The organism is Kitasatospora sp. NPDC101108, from assembly GCF_055584725.1.
Genome location: NZ_JBVJLM010000020.1, coordinates 1 through 20,244 on the forward strand (window position 1 = coordinate 1; position 20,244 = coordinate 20,244).

Consider the following 20,244-nt stretch of genomic DNA (forward strand, 5'->3'; position numbering starts at 1 on the left):
CACCCCACGCACACTCTTCACCACCACAGCCTCCCAGCACGCCAAGACCACGCGCAGCAGTCAGCGGAACACGCCCCAACCCCAGCCCGGGCCGCGGCCGCGGCGAACGCCGAGGCATCCGCGACCGAGCGCGGTCGACGCGGAACAGCCCGCTCCCGACCGACGACCACGACCAGGAGCAGCGACCCAAGCGACCCGCACCGCCGACCAGGACCGGCGGCCGCCCGGGCATCAGCTTGATGGCACGCGCGAGCCATCCCCCGACCACCCCCACAACGACCGCAAGACGCGGCGGACGGGACAGCCCGCCGTAGGCGCCGCGTCAAACTGCTTGGAGCAGGTTGAGGTCGGCACCGGCGGCGACGAGGTCGGCAGTGGGGTCCGCGCCTCCGAAGTGATTGACAGGGTTGCCGACGGGCAGGCCGAGGAGGTTGCCGTTCACCGACCCCGGGCCCGCGGTGGTGGCTCCGACGGCGTGGGCACCGGCGCCGTGGTTGGCGCAGTCGGTGCCGAAAGCGGGAGAGAGGAAGTCCCCGACACCTCCGGCGGCAGCGGGAGTGGCAGCCAGGACACCGCCGCCGGCGGCGGTGACAGCGAGGGCGAGGGCGGTCAGTGCCCGGTGAGAAGTCATGGGCTGTCAACGAGCGCAGCGGCAAATTGGCACGTGTACGCACCAATCCCCGGATACAGCAGGCCCAGCCGTGCACCTCGACCCCCACGGGCACCTCGACCGGGACCATCTCCCAGGCCTCGCCCAGACCCAGACCGGACCACGGCGAGGCGGACGTCCACAGGCGGCCAGGACAGCGGCGAGCCGCACGGCGCCCGAGCAGGACGGACCCGGCGCAGCGGACGGCCCGCGAGCAGGACACCGACCAGCCGCCCCGGACAGGACCGCCGACACCCGGCCTGACAAGATCACCACCCGGTGCGCGTCACACCCCATTGCCCGTGACGCGCACCACCCCGGCGGCGCGGCATACCCAAGCCGAAACTCCCGAAAACCCGGCAGAAAACAAAACCCGGCAAAAAACACGCCCAAAACACTTCCGGAAACCCGCCCAAACAACCCGTCAAAACCCCACCCCGACACGCCACACCAGTTGCATGGCATGCCCACGGCGAACACCCGCAGCAACCAAACCAGGCGCCGCCCCACACGAGCGAAACCGGCGGAACCCAACACGCGACCCACCCGACATTGGTCCAACCCAACCCAGGCAAAACCCGCAAAACACCAAAACACCAAGCTGACCTCACGCAGGTCACACCCCGAAAAAGGCGCCGGGACGCAGCAGCATGGACACGACCTCCTAATTGATCGTTTCAGAATGACTTTCGAAGGCGTCGGAGGCAGATGATGCTGCAGGCGAGGTCGAGTAGTCCCTGATGGAGATCGGCGCGTCGCTCGTAGCGGGTGCGGAGGCGCAGCAACAGAGAGGCGTCCCGGCTGGTGGGCGTCCACGAGCGGACTGGACGCGAGTGGCGCAACGGCCGGACGGACCCGAACAGGTTCCGGGCGCCCGCTCGACCCGAGCGGGCGCCCGCGTGCGCGTCCGGGCCCTCCCGGTACCTGCGCGAGGACGAGCGCATCCACATCGCCGACCGGCTGCGGGAGAAGGCCACCATCCGCGCGATCGCCGCCGAGCTCGGCCGCAGCCCGTCCACGGTCAGCCGGGAGAACCGGCGCAACTGCCATCCCGACAGCGGCCGTTACCGGCCCCACGCCACCCAGGCCCGCGCCGATGCCCGCCGGCCCCGGCCCAAGCCCGGCAAGATCGGGCAGAACCCGCAGCTGCGGGAGTTCATCCAGGACCGCCTGGAGCGAAAGTGGAGCCCGGAGCAGATCTGCCAGGCTCTACGGGACACCTTTCCCGAGCGGCCGGAGATGCACGTGGTTCCCGAGACCGTCTACCAGGCCCTCTACGTCCAAGGACGGGGAGAACTGCGCCGCGAGCTCGCAGCGGCCCTGCGCACCGGACGCGCCCGGCGCAAGCCGCACCGCCAGGCCGCATCTCGCCAGCCCAGGTTCGCCACTCCGATGGTCATGATCAGCGAGCGCCGGCGGAGGTCGAGGACCGGGCCGTTCCCGGGCACTGGGAGGGCGACCTGATCATCGGCCAGGACGGCGCCTCCGCCATCGGCACCCTGGTCGAGCGCGCCACCCGCTACGTGATGCTCCTGCACCTGCCGAACGGCCGCACCGCCGAACACGTGCGAGACGCCCTCGTGGCAACCGTGCAGACCCTGCCCACCCACCTGGTCCGCTCGCTGACCTGGGACCAGGGCGCCGAGATCGCGGCCCACGGCTCGTTCACGGTGGCCACCGACGTCCCGGTCTACTTCTGCGATCCGGCCAGCCCCTGGCAGCGCGGATCGAACGAGAACACGAACGGCTTGCTGCGGCAGTACTTCCCCAAGGGCACCGACCTGTCCGCCCACGGCCCGGAGCACCTCCTGGCAGTCGCCGCCGAACTCAACGGCCGCCCACGCAAAACGCTCGGCTGGGAAACCCCAGCCGAGCGCTTGCATAAACTGCTCGCGGCCTGATCAAACCGACCACGTGTTGCAGCGACCCCTAGAAACCGCCAAGTTCGGCGGGGCTCTGATCTCTGCCACACATTGATCTGTTGCTGTAGTAAGGGTACGTCAGCCGCCAGAGCCGACCCTCACCCTTTCAACCTCAGCAGGTCAGGCGGGGAATCCCTGCGGCGTCGAGCAGCTGATGCATGAGGGGCGGCGGCAGCGCCGGATTGGCCGCCGCCCGAATCGACGTCTGCGAATCCTCGTCCCCGAGCAGTTCCGCCATCCGCCCGTAAGGCAAATTCGGATGCGAGGCAACAGAGCGTCGAAATCGGACATCGGAATCGTGACTGAGGCGCAGCAACAATTCGGCCGGGGCCTCGGGGTCATGGGTAGCGAGATACCGTTGTGACGACTCAGGGGCATCGCCGAATCGCCGCGCGAGCCCGACGCGCGGAAAGTTTGGATGATCCAGAAGCATGCTGCTCAGCGGACCGGTCCAACGGCAAAAAGTTTCGAGAACAACCTCGCCATCGACGGTGGGCTGGTTCTCGCAGAGCAGGATGCGTACCGGGAAGTCGTCATCGCGGCCAAGGAGATCAATAACGTCCTGAGGCAAACGCCTGTTACAGGCGGCACTGCGACGGAGCAGCGCGTTCGCGGACGCTGCGCACCGCCGTAGCACCTCGACATCAGTCGAATCAAGAACCCAAGGCACCGCTCTGAGTCGATCGGATTCCGACACGCGATAGTCGATCTCTGCACGCTGTTCCTCTGTCAGATCCGGGCGCGAAGCAAACTGTAGGCGAACTGTGTGCTCCGGGTCGTCAGCAAGGAGACGTGCCGTGTCCAGCGCAACCGTTGGATTGCCGGCAATGGCGGCGCGTTCATGCTTGTCACCAGTCACGGCCAAGCGTCGCGCCGTCGCTGGGTTCAACTCGGCCCTCATGAGCACCTGAGCACGCTGGACAGGCACGTCATCTGTGAACAGAAGGTACAGATCAGTGGCGTCGGCATCGTGAATGCTCGCCTCCTTCGCAGCGTCGCCCCGCACAGAGGATGCAGGGTCCACCAACAGCAGTCTTCGGCGCTTGGGATCGAGATACTCCCAGGCCCGACATGCAGCACGGCGCCGCTGGGGGTCGGCGTCCAACGCCAACGCGGCTAGTGCACGGGAAGGCGGGAGGCTCTCCTCCGCTCGTGAGCGTACTTGCGCATCCCGGTCGCGAAGCAAGGCATGCTGAGCCCACTCCGGCAATGAATCCACCGGGTTCCTGAACCACCGCGGTCCAATCGCCACTGCGGCTCTCACTGTCGGATCAGGATCATTCACAAGCCGTGCTCGGCAATCACCGGAAGCGTACTTGTTCTCTGCGAACGCCGCACGCAACTTCACGTGTGGAGAAGCCACGATCCCATCGACGACCTGATCGGGCAACAACCGCCAGGCTAGGGTTTCCCAGACACCCGATGCCTCATCAGAAAGGAACCGCAGCAGCACATCCGCAGGAGCTGCCGGATTTTTGACGATTCCACGGATCATCTCATGGTTCTTCATTAGCGCTCCATAGGACTATGGCAGGTCAGCGAACGGGTTTGCTCCACCAACCCACGTGATGCGGTCTCGGACTGACTTCGGTGCCGCCTTGATCTGCCCCAGCTCCCATCCCGTGAACTGATCCGACGGGTTGCCTGCAAGGTCGCTTGCACGCATACTATCGGCCCATTCTCTCGCACCTGCGGATCCTCCTTCGACATCACTGAGGTCGAATACGAGGTTCGTACCACTATCCGGCTTCAGGGCAGCCCTGAAATGATTGAAGAAGTCAGCGTAGTCACCGGCCGGCCCGGACCCACCAAAGCCGTCGGAGTAATCGTGGAACGACACCGCGCCGGGATCACTGCCGAACTTATGTTCCGCAATTAGATGGGCCAAGCTATCGCCATCGACTCCGAGCACGATCGTCGAAGGACCACAGCCAGCGTTATGGACGAGGACAGATGTGCCGCCTGCGACCACATAGTACGTGTGGAGGTTGGCGACGGTGAGGTTGTAGGCCGATCGCGGGTTGGTGCGGTAGGTGCTGACCTGGAGGACCGAGACGGTCTTACCGTCTGAGGTCAGCAGCTGTTCGCCGGTTTTGACGTCTCCTGCATCAGTCCAGCGCAGTGTGGTTTCGTCCCAGTAGGGGTGGCCCTGGGTGGAAGTGATGGTTGATGTCTTATTTGGATTGGTCGGATCAGCGACTGTCAGATCAGTGAAGTCGCGGTCGTCTGATCCTGTGATGGTGTTGGTTACCGGTTCAGCACTGGTGGTGCCGGATTCTGGGTCGGTGGCGACGACCTTGTCCCCGGGTCGCACTTCGCTGATGGGCTTGACAGTCCCGTCGGCGAGGAGGACTGGCGTGTCGTACGGGAAGCTGTTTCGACCGCCGCATGCCAGCATTCGCGCCGCGGTTGCGGTTGTCGCTACTCCTGCGCCTGCGAGGGCTGTGCTGCCTGCTGCGGCATCGCCGGATATGAGGTCAGCGGCGATTGCGCTGCACTCGATGATGGCGGCGAGGCATGTCGGGGCCACGGCGGCGGCAACAGGAGCGGCGACGACTGCGAGGCTGATGATCGCGACCGCGCCCACGAGCACCTTCTGCCAGCCAGCCAGCTTGATGGCGCCGTAGTCAAGCTTCATGTAAGTCGACGGGTAGTTCCAGTTCGTCGACTGCAAAGAAGGTTGTGGACAGTTCCCAGTTCCCATGGCGTAGTGGCAGGCGGGCGGTTTCGGGATTGGGGTCCGGTCCTTGGCTATGGCGGAGCGGGACGGGTGGCTGAAGTTGATGTACTGGGTGGTGGTGACGAAGTCGTTTCCGTCCACCGCTGCGGAGATGTTGGCGTACTGCCAGTTGCCGGGGCCGCCGGCCCAGAGGTCGATGCTTCCGTCGACGTGGGCGCAGTCTCCGCTGCACTTGCCTTCGGGGCGGAGTCCGCTCGGGTCACTGAGGTTGACGGGGTTGTTGTTGCTGTAGGCGTAGGCGTTCCACTGCTGTGGGGACGCGAGGTCGATGATCGGGTCGGGGCTGAGGAAACGGCCGGTGGTGGGTTGGTATTGGCGCGCGCCGAGGTTGGTGAGGCCGGTGGTGTCGTCCTTGGTGCCGCCGACGTAGCCGTGGTCGCCGGCCCAGGTGGTGGGCTGGGTGCCGCGGGGGTTGCCAAACGGGTCGGATGGGCGCCGGGTCTCGGTGAGGGTGGTGCCGTCGATGGCGAGGGTGCCGGTGCCGTGGTGGTCGGCGATCTGGTAGGTGGAGTTGCCGCCCTGGCGGACCAGGGTGGTGGCGCCGGGGATCTGGTAGTAGCGGGTGCCGGTGACGGTGTTGGTGTTGGTGTTGTAGACCAGTTCGTCACCACCGAGGGTGATGGTGGTCTTGCCGGGGTCGCGGCGGATGAGCTGGTTGCCGCCTGCGTCGTAGAGGTAGGTGGTCGAGCCGGGTGTGCCCGTCTTGGTGTAGGAGGTGAGCTTGTTCTCGCTGTTCCAGGCCAGGGTGGCGGTGCCGGAGGTGTCCGTGACGGCGGTGGTGTTGCCCGCCGCGTCGTATTGGGCGCTGCTGCCGGTGGTGCCGGTGGGCGCCGTGGTGGTGGAGCCTGCCAGGGTGTGCGGGCCGCCGGTTCCGCCGCCCGTGTTGGCGGCGGTGGTCGGGGTGTTGACCGTCCCGGGGGCCGGGAAGGCCTGGGTGGTCGTGCTGTCCTTGCTGGTGTCACCGGACGGGTCGTGCTGGACGAGCTGGGTGCGATTGCCGGTGAGGTCGTAGCCGTAGCTCTGCCAGTAGGCGGCGGGGCCGCCGACCGTGGTCCTCATCGGGGCCTGTACGCCGCTGGTGGGCGTGGAGTTGGCGCACGCGCCGATCCCACCGACCGTGGGCTGGGCAGCCTGGGTGAGCGCACCGGTGTCGGTCCAGGCGTTGGTCAGCCGACCGAGGTAGTCGTAGCCGAAGCACTGGAGGTCGGTCGACGACGGGGTGTTGTCCGGGATGTTGCGTACCCCGGTGAGCTGTCCGGCCGGGTTGTAGGTGTAGGTGAGTTGCTGGACCGCGCCGGTGGCTGCAGTCTGCTTGTCGACGAACTGCGACACCTGTCGGCCGGTGGGCTCGTCGTAGGTGTTGGTGACGACGATCTGGGTGCCCCACGGGTTCATGGTGGAGCGGATGTTGCGGCCGTAGGCGTCCCAGTCCGAGGACAGGTCATAGGTGGCGCCTCCGCGGGCGCCGTAGGAACGCAGCGGTCCATTGCGGTCGTAGGTGTAGTCGACAACCTCGTTGGGAAGGTCGCCGACGGCCGATCGGCTGTCGGTGATCACGGCGCCCGTGATGGGGTCGTACTTCGCTTGGTACGTGTAGGTGAAGGGGGTTGTGCCCTGGCCGATCTCGGTGCCGGGGATCGTGATGGTGGTCTTGGTCGGGTGGTAGACGGTGTCGTACGCCAGTACGGAGCTGGTGTAGGCGATGCCGGAGGATCCGTTGACGTAACGGGTCGAGGTGGCGGGCTTGCCCTTGGCGACCGTGTCGTAGGTGAAGCCGGTCAACTGGTGGTCCGGGCTGACCGATCCGGAGTAGGTACCCGTCACACGGCCGAGCAGGTCGTAGCTGTAGGAGACAGTCTGGCCGCGCGCGTCCGTGACAGTGGCCAGGCGACCGTCGGGATCGTAGGTCTTGGCGCTGGTTCCGGCATCCGGGTCGGTCCCGGTGACCTCGCGCCCACGCTGGTCGTAGCCGTGGCTCCAGGTGTTGCCGGCGGCGTCCTTCTGCGTGGCGAGGTGGCCGTCGGCCGTGTAGGTGTACGAGGTGACGTCCGCGTCGGCCTGGTTGCCGGTCGCGGTGGCAGTCCGGTACTGCCAGAGCTCGGTCTTGTGGCCGCGTGCGTCAGCGACGGTCGAGGTCGGTGTGGCGCCCGCGGGCGGGGTGACATCGGTCCGGTCGACGCCGGGATAGGTGGTCGTCGTCGTGGTCTGGGTGACGCCATAGGCGACGAACTGCCTGGTCACGGGGCGGCCGAGGCCGTCGTAGACGGTGTAGGTCTGCGCCGGGACCTTCTGCGTGGTGGTCTGGAACGCCGTGGTGCTGGGCGCCGCGTCGTTGTTGTACCAGGGGCTGTTGGCCCTGGTGACACGACCCTGCGAGTCGTACACGGTGTCGGTGATCAGGCGCCCGGTGTAGGCGGACAGCGCCGGGGTCGCCTGAGACTGGACGATCCGCCCTGCGCCGTCCATGATGTCGATCTTGACGGCGTAGACACCCTCCATCAGGAGGTCGGAGGAGACCACGGTCGGCGGTGCAGCGCTGCCGTTGGCCACGCCCGGAAGCGTGTAGGCGAAGGTCTTGCTGGCGCTGGCCTTGGTGTCCCGGCCCGGCAGCCATACGGCGGTCGCACGGCCGAGTGCGTCGTACGCCTCGGTCGTGGTCCGGCCGTTGACGTCGGTTGCCGTCAGCGGCAGCGAGCGCGCCGTGTCGTACGTGGTGGCGGTGACCCGGCCGGCGGCCGCGTCGCTCGCACCGGCGGGTGCCGGGCTGGTGGTGGTGACGCCGCTGGGCAGTTCACCCGGGCCCGCGGACGTGTAGGCCGTGGTGACGGTCGCGCCGTTCGGGTGCGCGCTGTCCTTGGCGTTGGGGTCGGTCGTGCTCGCGGTGCGTCCGTAGCTGTCGTACGTCGCGTTGGTCGCGCTGAACTGTGGAGTTCCTGCGGAGTCGAAGTGGTCGAGAGTCAGGGCGCTGGTCGCATCGTGCACCGTTCCGAGCTGTCCGAGAGCGTTGCCGTCGTAGAGGGCTCGTGTCCACGAGACCGTGTTGGCGGCCGTCGGTGTGGCGGTGCAGGCGTTGGCACCGGAGACCGAGATGACCTCGGACTGCAGGGCCGAGACCTGCGGGTCCGAACCGGCCGCGTAGGTGGTGCGGGCGCAGATGTCCGGCAGGCCGTCCGCGGTGTCGATCGAGGTGGCGGTCCGGTTGCCGTGGGCCGGGTCGGTGGTGGTGGTCCTGGCGGTCGTCCGCCAGGTGCCGTCGGCCTTCAGCGACCGTGACGTGGCGGTCGCGCTGGTAGACGTGTACCGGGCGATGAGAGCTGGCATGCCGCCGCTCTGGTTGTGCGTGGCGGTGGTGACCGGGCCGCTCATGCTGGTGACCGAGTATCCGACAACGTTCCCGCCCGCCTGGGCGTAGGTGTCCGACTCCAGGACCTGCCCGGAGAGCCAGTCGGAGTCGGTGGCCTGACCACCCATCGGGCCGGTGACCTGGACGCTACGGCTGGTGCCGTTGGCCAGTACGTCGCCGTCCATGCCCTGGTAGTACGTCGTCGACCTCTGCGACCGCGGCCCGTCATTGCCGCTTCCGGAGACAGCGGTGACGCTCGCATAGCCGCGGAACTCGTCCCAGGTGCGGCCCTTGTCCTGGACCGATGCGGAATCGTTGCGGTGCCAGGCGGCCTTGCCGTAGGTGTAGTTGGTCACCATCGGCACCGAGCCGGGGGTTGCCGGGTTCATGGTGACGCTTGTGACCGGGTACTTCAGGAACCAGTCGTCCACTGGTGCCGAGCCGACGATGGAGCCCGGAGGGTTCCATTTGACGTTGTAGCAGGAGCGGGTGTCACGGTCGGCGGAGGCAGGCATGACGTTGTTCGCCCGCGAGCAGTCAGCGGCAGCGTAGTTGACGCCGATAGTGCTGCCGGTCTCCGTGGTGATCAGCTGGATACGCGGCCGGTTGTAGGCCGGTGGGGCGGGGACCAGGTTGGTGCCGTCCACGCGGTTGGGCAGCAACTGGGCGGTGAAGGACACCGGGGGCAGTGTGATGGAGCCGCCGGAGGCTTGGGGGTCCTGGCCGGTGCGCTGGATGGAGGCGAGCCAGGGAACCTGGGTGTTCTCGGTAGCGTTCTGTACGTTGATGAACGTGTGGTTGAGCGCGTAGGAGTCCACGGTCTGGTAGGTGCCGTTGACCTTCACCTGAGTGGCGATTGAGGCCAGCCACTTGGTGGTCCAGAACGTCGGCCCGTAGTTGGTGCACGGGCTGGTGGCGTCGCACTGCTGGTCCAGCGGGACGTCGGGCCAGTTCGCCGCGTTGGCCGCGGTGCGCTGGGACGGGTCGCAGGCTGCGGTGGAGGTGACGCATCGTTCGGAGGTGTTGAAGACGATCTTCGCGGCGGGGTTGTAGGCGCCGTTGTTATTCAGCTGGTCCGAGAGCAGTTGGCCGTACCCGATGGTGGCGGGTACGCCGGCGCGGGTGTACGCGGTGCTGGTGCCGTTACCGTTGTTCTGGGCGCCGCCGCGGGAGTAGTAGTTGGTCTCGGGGGTGTAGGTGTAGGTGGTCAGGTTGCCGTGTGGGTCCACGACGAAGTCGAGGTTCCAGCGCCAGGCGCTCAGGCACCACGATCCCTTGCCCTTGGCCGGGTCGTAGCAGGGGTCACCGCTGTTGGGCGAGTAGACCGGGACAGTCCACGCCGAGCCGCTGTCCGCGCCCAGCGTGGTCGGGTTGCCGTTCGCGTCCGGCAGGTGGTTCAGCCCGAAGTAGTAGACGGTCCCCGCGGTGTCGGTGAGCTTGATGTAGGAGCCGTTCCAGGTGCCGTTGGTCGCACCAGTCAGGAACTGCACCTTGCTGCCGTCGTCGCCCTTCAGCCGCCAGGTGCAGGCCGACTGCTCCATCGCCGCCGGCGCGCCGGACTGGCAGGAGGCGTCGTCGGGTACCAGCTGCCCGGAGTGCCCGGAGAGGGACAGGGTCAGGTTCGCGCCGCCCCAGCACTGGTCACCGGAGCCAGTGATCCCACCCAGGGCGCAGGGCTTGGATGAACGCTCCACGAAGCCGGCACTGAAGTCCCAGCCGTCGCCGATCCAGGAGGCCTGGGAGTTCGTCGACGAGGTCCGGCCGTCCACCGAGGATGAGTCGTAGGACAGCGCCACGTTCGGCGCCGGTCCGGCGAGCGCCGCCGGCATCTGTACCGGATATCCGTACGTAAACGCCCCGGACGAGCCGCCGGCGGTCCATGCCTGGGAGGGGCCGAGCGGGGTCGCCGCGTAGGTGCCAGCCCCGCTCGACGCCCCCGACACCACGCCGACCGTGGTCGAGGTGGTGGTGGAGCCCGCGTACACCGCACGGATCGCCCCCGGGGCGGCGCCGGTGGCGGTCCTGGTGGCCGGGGTGGTCGAGGCCTTGGCCTCGCCCGTCCCGGTCAGCGGGACGTCGGCGACGAGCTTCTTCGTCGACGCGTCGTAGTGCGACTCTAGCGGCGTCTGCCTCCGGCAGTCGGCGACCTGCGGCGTAGTCGTCGCGCAATCCGGCAGAACCACTAGGTGGGCCCGCGCCGCCCAGTTCGCGCCGAACGCGGCATCCAGACTCGTGGCGTCGACGCCCAGGCGGACTGGTGCGTCATCACCTGATCCGGGTCGTGTGAGGGTCACCGCCACGCCGGGGATCCCGGCAGCCGCCGAGGCCTTGCTGTCGGCCACATCGACCTGGATCGTCTGACCCGCAGCCGAGGAGCCAGCCAGCGGCGCGATCGTGACTGGGAGACCCGCGGCCTTGGCCTCGGAACCGGCCTTCGGCTTCTCACCCTCGCCGAGAGGGTGCGCCTCGGGTGCGGAGCCGAGCGTCACCTCCGTGTGACCGGCCGGGACCGCTTTCGAGTCCTTCGGTGGGGCCCACGTCGGCGGCACCGGGTGCTCCGGCTTCGGGACGGGAACCGGCGCGGCGTCCCGCCCGGCGACCGAAGGTGTCTTCGGCAGGGCGGTGTTGGGCGGCGACCACTCACGCGAGTAGTCCGGCCCATCGGCAGCCGCGGCGATCGGCAGGGGCGCGAGCAGCGAACTGATGACGGCGGCCGTTGTGACGGCCGCGAGCCGTCCGCGAAGTCTCCCCCTCCTGCCCTTTGCCCTCTCGGAGTCTGATCGTTGTATAACTGACACTCTCTTACATCCCCCAAGCATTGGTCCCCCCGGCTTACGGGAGGCGCGTCCGTATCCGAACCGGCGAATGCTAGCGGCACTTGATGACGGACAGTCAAGAGACTACCCGTGGTGAGAACTCTCACGGAGGTGCACGAAGCGGCTAATTCGCACCAATCCTGGACTTCGTCATCGAATTTGAACTGGCCGATGTCAGTGCGTCCCCCTACGGTGCCTCTGGCCTGTGCCTACGCAGGCTCACCGTGTTTTTTGGGGGGAGATTCCCGTTTTGAACAGAAAGCGCCGCTACAACGGCGTGCCGCTCAAGGCATTGACCGCGGCAGCCGTTCTCGCGCTCACCACCGGCCTCTCAGGCCTCAGCGCCCACGCCGCAGACGCACCGAACGTGCCGACGCAGGCCGCGATCGACGCCGCCACCGCGCAGAAGATGCAGGAACGACCGCCCGCCAACGCGACCGATCAGGCCATCGCCCAGGCCAAGGCCACACAAAAGAACGTCCCGGTCGACTCGCTCACAACCGAGTACAGCGAGACCGTCGCCACCCCCGATGGCCACCTCGCACTGACCAGCCACCTGGAGCAGCAGCGCGTACGCCGCAATGGCGTCTGGCAGGGGCTGGACGCCACCCTGGTGACCAATCCGGACGGCACGTTCTCGCCCAAGTCCGCGGCGGGTCAGGTGGCGCTGTCCAAGGGCGGAAACGGGCCGCTGGCGACCCTGACCAGTTCGGACGGGAAGAAGCTCGCACTGTCCGCCCCGTTCGCGCTGCCCTCGCCCACCGCCAGCGGCGACAGCCTGGTCTACCCGTCCGTCATCCCCGACACCGACCTCAAGGTCACCGCCACCAAGCTCGGCGGTCTGACCACCGTCCTGATCGTCAAGACCCAGGCAGCTGCAGCGAACCCGGCCCTGAAGAACCTGCACTTCGGGACCACCCTCGACGGCGTCTCCGTCAAGACCGACGAGCACGGCAACGTCACCGTCGTCGGCGCCGACAGCCAACCCCGCTGGGTCTCCCGCACACCGCAGATGTGGGACAGCACCACCGCACCCACCGCAAGCGCCCCCGCGACCGTGACCAAGACCGCCCTGACATTCAGAGCAGCCGCGGCAGACACGCCCGCACCCGCACCGACGGATCCGGGCCAGGCCACTGTCGGCAGTTCCGACGCCGGCCCTGGGACGGCCGCCAAGGTCTCCACCATGCCGGTCAAGGCCGACAACGCCGGCATCGACCTCGCCCCCGACCAGGACCTCCTGGCCCACGGCACCGCCCCGTACTACATCGACCCCGACTACCTGCCCTGGACCCTGACGGGCAACTCCTGGACCTGGGTCCAGTCCACCCACGACAGCCCCGGCAACTGGATGCGCCAGGGCAGCAGGGACGCCGACCACCCGGGCGTCGGCAAATGCGGTATCTACCCCGACGGCAACAACTGCTCGCCCGCTGACATCGAACGCAGCTTCTACCAGTTCGACATCAGCGCGCTCGGCGGGGCAGTCATCAACTCAGCAACGATGACCATGCAGGAGTACGTCTCCGCCGACCATTCCTGCACCAACAAGTACCCGCTCAACCTCTACGTCACCAACGGGCCGATCGGAAACGGCACGACCTGGTCCAACCAGCCCGGACAGCAAGGGGGCCAGCTCGGCGATACGGCCTGGGTGACCGGCTCCGGCCAGGATCCGTGCCACGACAACGTGCCGTTCAGTTTCGACATCACCGGCGCGATGAAGCAGTACGTCAACTACGGGCAGCTGACGTTCGGCCTCTACGGTGACGAGAGCAACCAGTACGCCTTCAAGCGGTTCACCTACCAGCCCGCGCTGTCCGTGATGTATGACCGGGTGCCCAATGTCCCGACGAACCCGTCGGTGTGGCCCGCGCCGACGACGGTCAACCCCGCGGCTACCAATCAGGCCTGTGGTGACGGCAACGGCAACGACTGGGCCTGGCTCGGCGCCGGCTCCGCCCAGAACAACGCCGTCTGGCTCAACGCCACCGTCTCCAGCCCCGTCCAGTCCCAGGCCGCGACCTGGGACCACATCTGGGACTACAACGTCCCCGGTGTCCCCGACGTCGCGTCGGGCATGACTGCTCCTGTCAGCAACGGCGGCGTCACGAGCTTCCAGGTCCCCGCCAACGTCATCCAGGACGGCCACGCCTACGGCTTTGGCATGCTGGCCAACGACACCGTGCGCAATATGCCGTCGTCCGCCTCCACCCCGGCCTGCTACTTCAAGGTCGACCTCACCCCGCCGACCGTCACCTTCCCCAGCACCGTCGCCGATACCAGCAAGCAGTTCCCGCCCAGCGGCAACGGCCAGACCCCGCAGATCTACGCCGGCCAGAGCGGCGGCATCCCCTTCACCGCCACCGACCCGAACCCCAGCGGCGGCTACACCTCCGGGGTGGTCTGCCTGCGCTGGAGCTTCGATCCCCAGCTCGTCGACTCCTCCTGGCAGTGCGGCGCCTCCATGCCCACCGGCCAGATCCAGGTGACCGCCGGACGCTGGGGCACCAACGTCCTCTACGTCCAGGCCGAGGACAACGCCGGCAACCTCTCCCCGATCGCCCAGTACGCCTTCTACACACCGTGGAACCCCAACAGCCCCGCCCCGACCTTCGGCGACGTCACCGGCGACGCACTGCCCGACATCCTCACCGCCGACCCCGCCGGCGACCTGCGCGCCTACAGCATCCCCGCCACCCAGGCCAAAGCCCCGCTGGCCGCCCCCAAGGCCAAGTCTCCCGGCGGCGACTCCTGGGCCAACTACCACACCACCCACCGCGGCAGCCTGCGTGACAGCAACAACGTCGACGACCTCATCGTCCACAAGGATGGAGACAAGAACCTCTGGTTCTACCAGAACCCCGGAAACGCAGGCGTCACCGGCGCTTTCGACGCCAGTAGCAGTCTGGCCAAACCCGGTTGTGACCCGAAACTGACCGACTGCACCGGCTACAACGCCACCGACTGGTCCACCACCTCGCAGATTGCCGCCAGTGGTGACCCCAGCACCACGAAGCTCAACACCGGCAAGAGGTTCCTCAACCGCACTGGCCTGTTCACGGTCGAGGCCAGCCCTGACGGCACCGGCGCCCTCTGGTTCTACCCCGCCATCGGCAACGCGGTCTTCGGCTCGCCCACAAAGCTCGCCGCCACCGGCTGGAAGGGCTGGGACCTCATTTCCCCCGGCGACTGGACCGGCCAGGGCCGTCCCGGCCTGTGGGCCCGCAACCAGGCCACTGGTGACCTGCGCGGCTACACCTTCACCGCTGGCAGCCTCACCTTCAACGACGACTTCGGTAGCACCAGCTACCCCACCCTCACCGGCATTGCCACCGACACCAAGATCGGCTACGGCGTCACCACCGCCAACTGGCCCGTCATCGGCTCCGACGGCGACCTCACCGGAATCGGATCGCCCACCCTCTGGGCTATGACTCCGGGCGGCGTCATCCAGATCTTCACCGGCCACTCCACCACCACCGCCCCCTACTACACTTGGACCAACGGCTGGGTCAACGTCCTGAGCGTCTACGCCGACAACAGCCCCATCACCTACACGGCTCAGACCGGCAAGTGCGTGGACATCGCCGGCGCCGTCAACGCGAACGGCACCGCCATCCAGCTGTACGACTGCAACGGCAGCAACGCCCAGAAGTGGACCTTCGAGCCCGACGGCAGCCTCCGGGCCCTGGGCCACTGTCTCGACGCCACCGGGCGCGGCACCGCCAACGGCACCTCCCTGCAGATCTGGGACTGCGGCAACGGCGCCCCGCAGCAGACCTTCGTCCCCCGGCCCGACGGCAGCCTCTACAACCCCGCCTCCGGCCGCTGCATCGACCTCCCCGGCGGCACCACAACTAACGCCGCCCGACTCCAACTCTGGGACTGCAACAGCACCCCCGCCCAGAAGTGGACCACTCTCGTACGAAGCTGAACCCGTGAATGAGGCGATGAGCTGACCAAAAGGTGCCCCTGACCGGTCCTCGGCCAGGGGCACCTGCGCACCCGAACTCCGGTTACCTCCCGCTCGACATGCACCTGCGCGTACACCCCGGGCCTGCAGCGGGGTCCCCATCGCAGTGCCCCCCCTGCGGCGTCGCACTCCGCGCACCTGACCCGGACGCTCCCTTACGTATCGTGATCCGGGCGGTTGCGACCCGGGCCGCACTGTCGCACCACCGTCCGATGCGCAGCCGGCGGTTGCGCCGGCCGTCGCAGTCGCAGCACCCGGCGGTGCAGCACGCACTGCTGCTGCACCGCCAAGCCCGGCCTCGGGCGGCGGGGGCTGTGGAGGATCAGGGCTGCTTCCTTGCACAAGGCGCCTTGGCATGTCCAGCAGACGGCAGGCGTCAGCTCCCGTAGCGCGACGCGTACGCCTCGACTGAAGGCGTCGGCCCATGGCCGTACTCACTCGCGCCGGCCGGTTCAGGCAGGTGACTCACCGTCCGGTAGGGCTGCGGAGCTGGAGGGCCGACGCCACCCGCTGCGCTGGGCCGCATGGGCGGGAGCAGCGGGGCCGTTCACGGTGTGGGGGCCGTCAGACTCCCGTGAGGGTGAACGTACCCATACCGTCCTGCCTGCCACTGGAGTACTGGCGGATCAGCTCGCCGTCCGCGTAGCGGTCGTAGCCGATCATGGAGCCGGTGTATTTGTTCTGTATGCCGATCTTCGAGCTGCCGGGTACGTCGCGGTAGATGTAGAACCGCTGGAGGTCATCTTCCGCGCAGTTGGCCGTTGTCAGGTAGGCCTGTTCCTGGTTGGCGATGTTCGCCGGGATGGTCGCGCATCCGCCGTTGCCCCAGTTCCACAGGGACGCCTCGATGATCCCGTTGCGCTCGGTCACTTTGCACAGCCGCCAGTTGTCCAGGTGGGCGCTGAAGAATGTGGATTCGCGCAGGCGGATGCCGTCGTTGGCCAGGAGCGGTGCGCTCCAGTTCAGCACCTTGCCGGGGACGTCGATCCTGTAGGCACCGGGTTGGCAGTTCAGGGCGGCGAGCGTGGCGGCCTGGGTGGTTTCGGTGGCTGTTGCTGCGTTGTCGGCGCCGTGCTTGGCCTGGTCGGCCTGGCCGGGGGGACGGGTCCGGTCGGGTGTTTCGCGGCGGCGGCGGCGGGAGAGCCGCAGTCCAACAGGCCCTGGGCCTTGGCCATGATGCTGTTGGCGGGGACCTTGTCCTCGCAGCGCACCGCGCCTTCTTCGAGGGTGGTGAAGGTGGTGTAGCTGCCGGTGTCGGGGCCCTCGGTCCACCTCAGGCCGTACGTGCCGCCGCCCAGGTCGGTGCGGTTGCAGTTGAGGCTGCCGTAGGTGCCGGTGACCTTCTTGGTTCCTTCGTAGAGGCCGTAGTAGCCGGGCTGGCGGAAGTTCCAGCTGATCGACTTCGAGGTGTTGCTGGTGTGCGTGTAGTTGACCTGGACGTTGAGGCCCAGGCTCGCGCCGACGGTGCCGAGGGCCTCGATGGCGAAGCTGCCCTGGACGCTGGTGTTGAGGCCGACGGAGACCGAGATGGATTCCTGGACGTTGGTGGAGACGGTCTGGGATCCGGTCGATCCTTCGGTGACGTACCAGCCCTTGAACTGTCCTCCAGCCAGGTGATGACCCGGTCGACGGTGACTCGGTCGAGGTGCTGGGTGAGCTGGAGAACCGCGTGGTGGTCTTCTTCGGTCAGCTCGCGCCGGCTGGCGCGGCTGAGCGCGGTGTAGAGCGAGTCGGCGGCCGGACCGGCCGCGCGGCGCAGTTCGATGTCGGCTGCTCGGCGGGCGGCCTCGGCGGCTTGGGCTGCATGGTCGGCCTGCTCTTGCCGGCGCCGGACGGTGAGCTGCTGTTCCTGGACTGCCGCGTCGTGCTGCGGGTCGTAGGTGGGCTGCTGGTGCTGTTGTGCGTGGGCGAGGATCCGCTGCCACTCGTCGAGGTGCTCCTGGGCTCGGCGTAGGCCCAAGGTAGGCCCCTTCGCTGTCGCAGGTCCGATCGCACTGCCGCACGTCGATCCAGGCGGTGTCCACGTAGTGCTGCAGTTGTTCGGGTGTCTTGCCGGTCGCCCGGCGGCGGACCTGGTGCCGGGCCGAGGTGAGCAGGTCGGGCGTGGAGGCGGGGACGTCCTCGTCGAAGTCGTAGTCGTCGGCGGCGTACACGGCATGTCCTTCACGGTCGAGTGGCTGGACGGGGCGACGCGGGCAGCGCCTGACGGCGGCGCTGCCCGTGGTGCATGGCTTCAGTCCACGGAGAACTCGGCCCGTACGAGGCCGGTGAAGGTGACCTGCAGGCTGCGCGCGCGCCCCGGCCGCCCGCGCAAGCCGCTCCCCCAAGCCGACCGGCGGCAAGAAGAGCACCGCCGCCAAGACCGGCGCGACGACGAAGACCACGAAGCGCGCCAGCGCCATCGGCAAACAGCAGCTGTCCCAGCTCACCAAGGCCGAGCTCTACAAACGGGCCACCGACCTCGACATCCCGCACCGATCCGCCATGACCCGCGACGAACTGCAGCAGGCCCTCGAACACACCGGCCGGCCACGACGCAAGGCGTCCTGACCACCCTCCCCCGCCGAACTCCCCGCGCAGTTCGAGCCGCAGGCCCGTGGTGGGCGGTGGGCGCCCGTCTGGGCGGGCACGCCCCGCACACCCGAGTGCGCCGTGCCCTCACCGGCCAGCTCCAAGCAAGTCGAGTGGGCGACCATCATTCGCAGCGACGCCCTGGCGATGCTGCGCGACAACCCTGGGGAGCGGTCTCCTATCCGTACTATCGGGGCGCCGCACCCTGTGTCGTCTACTCTGAGCGCCGGATGGATCACGCATCTGGCGTGCCGGAGGAGGGGGCTGAGGGAATGGCGGAGACAACAGGGGCAACGGGGTTCGGGGTGAACCCGCAGGATCTGCGCGACGCAAGCGCCGCTGGGCGTGCGGTGGCGGCGGGCATGCGGCAGGACCTGACGCAGGACTTCGGCCAGATGCCGGACCTGGGCCTGCCGAACTGGGTGTTCGCGGGCCCGGCCAAGGCCGCCGTCAAGGACCTGGGGGACCACATCGAGCGCGTCACCACCACCATGCTGGAACACGCCGCCGGTGTTCTGATCGACATCGCGAACTCCTACAAGACCACGGACGCGAACGTGGCCTCGTCGCTCGCCGTTCCGGCTCCGGGGGGCCAGGGCTGATGGTGTACTACTGGGGGATGCTCAGGGCGGCCGATCTTGGCGGTCTCAGGGCGATGACGAACGCCGTGTCTACGTTCGAGGGCCACTTCAAGACGCGAATCACCGAGTGGCAGAAGATGCAGCGGGACCTGGCCTCGTGCAGCTGGCACGGGCCGGCCTCGGATTCGACCGACACCGCCTTGCAGGAGCGCACCAACCAGCTGTTCCTGGTCGACCAGTCGATCGAGGACCTGCGCGTGGTTCTGACGGACGCCATGGACACTCTCCTTCTCCTGCAGGCCCGGCAGAAGGCGCTGATCGAGAACGCGGCCGCCAGCGGCCTTCGGATCGCGGAGGGTGACGAGAACACCGCGCCTGTGGTGGAGATCCTGCCGCCTGGCAAGGGTGATGAGGCCGCGCGGCACGACCCCGAATGGGTCAAGGCCATGGAGGCGGCCCGGGACAAGCTCGCGAAGGCGGTCGAAGACCTAGGTGGCGAGGTGAAGACCATGGACGACACCGTCACCGCGGCGCTGGGGCGACTCGACAACACTTACCTGGGCGCCGGGGACTTCACCCCGGAACGGCTCGCCGACGTCCAAAAGGACATCGACCGACTCGACAAGGACACGAACCTGAAGATCGGGGCGCCCCCGGGAAGCGCTGGCGGGAACCGGCAGTGGTGGGACTCGCTGCCCGAGTCCACGCGCCAACAGCTCCTCCATGACCACCCCGGCCAGATCGGCGCCCTGGAGGGACTGCCCGCCCAGACGCGGGACGAGGCCAACCGGCTCTACCTTCCCCAGCTGCGCGACCAGATCGCGCAGAGCCTGGCCGGCACCGGCCCCCAAGTGCACGCCAGCCAGACCGATCTCGACGGCCTCAACGCCTTGCAGAAGCAGATGGACACCGTCACGCACCCGCCGCAGCTCCTGCTCAGGGTCGACACCCCGATGAACCAGCCCGGCCCGCCGGCCGCCGTCATCGCCTACGGCAATCCGGACACGGCCACCAACATCGCTGCCTACGTTCCGCCGAACCCGGCCGCGGGAACCGTGGCCAGCGATGCGGCGACTGCGCGCGCCCTTGCCGTGGCCGCAGGAAAGGCGGATCCCACGAAAACCACGGCGAGCCTCGTCTTCATGAACCTGGGTCCCGCTGGCGACCCGGGCCTGACTCCAACCTCGGTGCCGGGGCGCCCGCTGCGCCAGTCCTTCACGGCCTTTGGCACGTACCTGGGCCTGGCGGAATCCCATCAGGGCAAGGGCGCCACGGTGAGTGAGATTTCCGCCGTCGCGAAGGGGCAGGGCTCCGGGTACGCCGTCGCCCGCACCCCCTTGGACAGCTACCGAATGAACTTGCAGGACCCGTGTACGCCTGACGCGGTCGTGGCCAGGACACCGGGCGGCCCCGAGGATCCGGCCTCCCGCCACACCCTCGTCAACGCGATCGTCGGCCGCCGGTAAGAGGACGCGGTGGTTCCCGACGGATGGCCGGTAAGCACCACCCTGTTAGCAGGGGACCGAGGGCGAGAGACCTACGGGATCCGCTTGCAGACGTTTCGACCGAAACGTCTGCAAGCGGATGTTCGAGCCTTGCGTCGCCGTTCCACGGAGGCCCCCTTCCGGTGGCCGGACGGCTCACCC

Annotated in this window: 8 protein-coding genes and 2 pseudogenes; 5 read left to right on the forward strand and 5 right to left on the reverse strand. The window is 67.9% G+C overall.

What is annotated here, in order from left to right; translation table 11 throughout:
* Positions 1–322: 322 nt before the first annotated feature.
* Both ACZ6Z8_RS31145 and ACZ6Z8_RS31150 read right to left on the reverse strand, forming a co-directional pair.
* The gene (locus ACZ6Z8_RS31145; RefSeq protein ID WP_465613386.1) at positions 323–631 is read right to left on the reverse strand and encodes a hypothetical protein; all 309 of its coding nucleotides are present in this window, start codon (positions 629–631) and stop codon (positions 323–325) included.
* Positions 632–1,326: 695 nt separating this feature from the next.
* Positions 1,327–1,428: pseudogene (locus ACZ6Z8_RS31150) on the reverse strand (IS5/IS1182 family transposase); the annotation flags it as partial.
* Between ACZ6Z8_RS31150 and ACZ6Z8_RS31155 the strand changes: the two are divergent.
* Positions 1,418–2,550 (forward strand): annotated as a pseudogene (locus ACZ6Z8_RS31155) (IS30 family transposase). The pseudogenes ACZ6Z8_RS31150 and ACZ6Z8_RS31155 sit on opposite strands and share 11 nt — an antisense overlap.
* A gap of 133 nt (positions 2,551–2,683) precedes the next feature.
* Here ACZ6Z8_RS31155 and ACZ6Z8_RS31160 read toward each other — a convergent pair.
* Both ACZ6Z8_RS31160 and ACZ6Z8_RS31165 read right to left on the reverse strand, forming a co-directional pair.
* Positions 2,684–4,081 (reverse strand): hypothetical protein, encoded by a 1,398-nt coding sequence (locus ACZ6Z8_RS31160; protein ID WP_465613387.1) that lies wholly within the window; start codon positions 4,079–4,081, stop codon positions 2,684–2,686.
* A gap of 15 nt (positions 4,082–4,096) precedes the next feature.
* Positions 4,097–11,143 (reverse strand): polymorphic toxin-type HINT domain-containing protein, encoded by a 7,047-nt coding sequence (locus ACZ6Z8_RS31165; protein ID WP_465613388.1) that lies wholly within the window; start codon positions 11,141–11,143, stop codon positions 4,097–4,099.
* A gap of 577 nt (positions 11,144–11,720) precedes the next feature.
* Here ACZ6Z8_RS31165 and ACZ6Z8_RS31170 point away from each other — a divergent pair.
* Positions 11,721–15,407: a ricin-type beta-trefoil lectin domain protein gene (locus ACZ6Z8_RS31170; RefSeq protein WP_465613389.1), complete on the forward strand. Its 3,687-nt coding sequence runs from the start codon at positions 11,721–11,723 to the stop codon at positions 15,405–15,407.
* A 603-nt stretch (positions 15,408–16,010) separates the two neighbouring features.
* Here ACZ6Z8_RS31170 and ACZ6Z8_RS31175 read toward each other — a convergent pair.
* Positions 16,011–16,415 (reverse strand): hypothetical protein, encoded by a 405-nt coding sequence (locus ACZ6Z8_RS31175; protein WP_465613390.1) that lies wholly within the window; start codon positions 16,413–16,415, stop codon positions 16,011–16,013.
* Between the two features lie 676 nt (positions 16,416–17,091).
* Here ACZ6Z8_RS31175 and ACZ6Z8_RS31180 point away from each other — a divergent pair.
* The 3 genes from ACZ6Z8_RS31180 to ACZ6Z8_RS31190 all read left to right on the forward strand — a co-directional run bounded on the left by ACZ6Z8_RS31180 (position 17,092) and on the right by ACZ6Z8_RS31190 (position 20,064).
* Positions 17,092–17,400 (forward strand): hypothetical protein, encoded by a 309-nt coding sequence (locus ACZ6Z8_RS31180; protein ID WP_465613391.1) that lies wholly within the window; start codon positions 17,092–17,094, stop codon positions 17,398–17,400.
* A 979-nt stretch (positions 17,401–18,379) separates the two neighbouring features.
* Positions 18,380–18,619, forward strand: a complete 240-nt coding sequence (locus ACZ6Z8_RS31185) for a hypothetical protein (protein WP_465613392.1) — start codon at positions 18,380–18,382, stop codon at positions 18,617–18,619.
* Positions 18,619–20,064 (forward strand): hypothetical protein, encoded by a 1,446-nt coding sequence (locus tag ACZ6Z8_RS31190; protein WP_465613393.1) that lies wholly within the window; start codon positions 18,619–18,621, stop codon positions 20,062–20,064. The genes ACZ6Z8_RS31185 and ACZ6Z8_RS31190 overlap by 1 nt, the downstream gene beginning before the upstream one ends.
* Positions 20,065–20,244: the final 180 nt, after the last annotated feature.

Coding starts and splice junctions, on each gene's coding strand:
- ACZ6Z8_RS31145 (WP_465613386.1), bottom strand. CDS start 631: ATGACTTCTCACCGGGCACTGACCGCCCTCGCCCTCGCTGTCACCGCC.
- ACZ6Z8_RS31160 (WP_465613387.1), bottom strand. CDS start 4,081: ATGAAGAACCATGAGATGATCCGTGGAATCGTCAAAAATCCGGCAGCT.
- ACZ6Z8_RS31185 (WP_465613392.1), top strand. CDS start 18,380: ATGCGGCAGGACCTGACGCAGGACTTCGGCCAGATGCCGGACCTGGGC.
- ACZ6Z8_RS31190 (WP_465613393.1), top strand. CDS start 18,619: ATGGTGTACTACTGGGGGATGCTCAGGGCGGCCGATCTTGGCGGTCTC.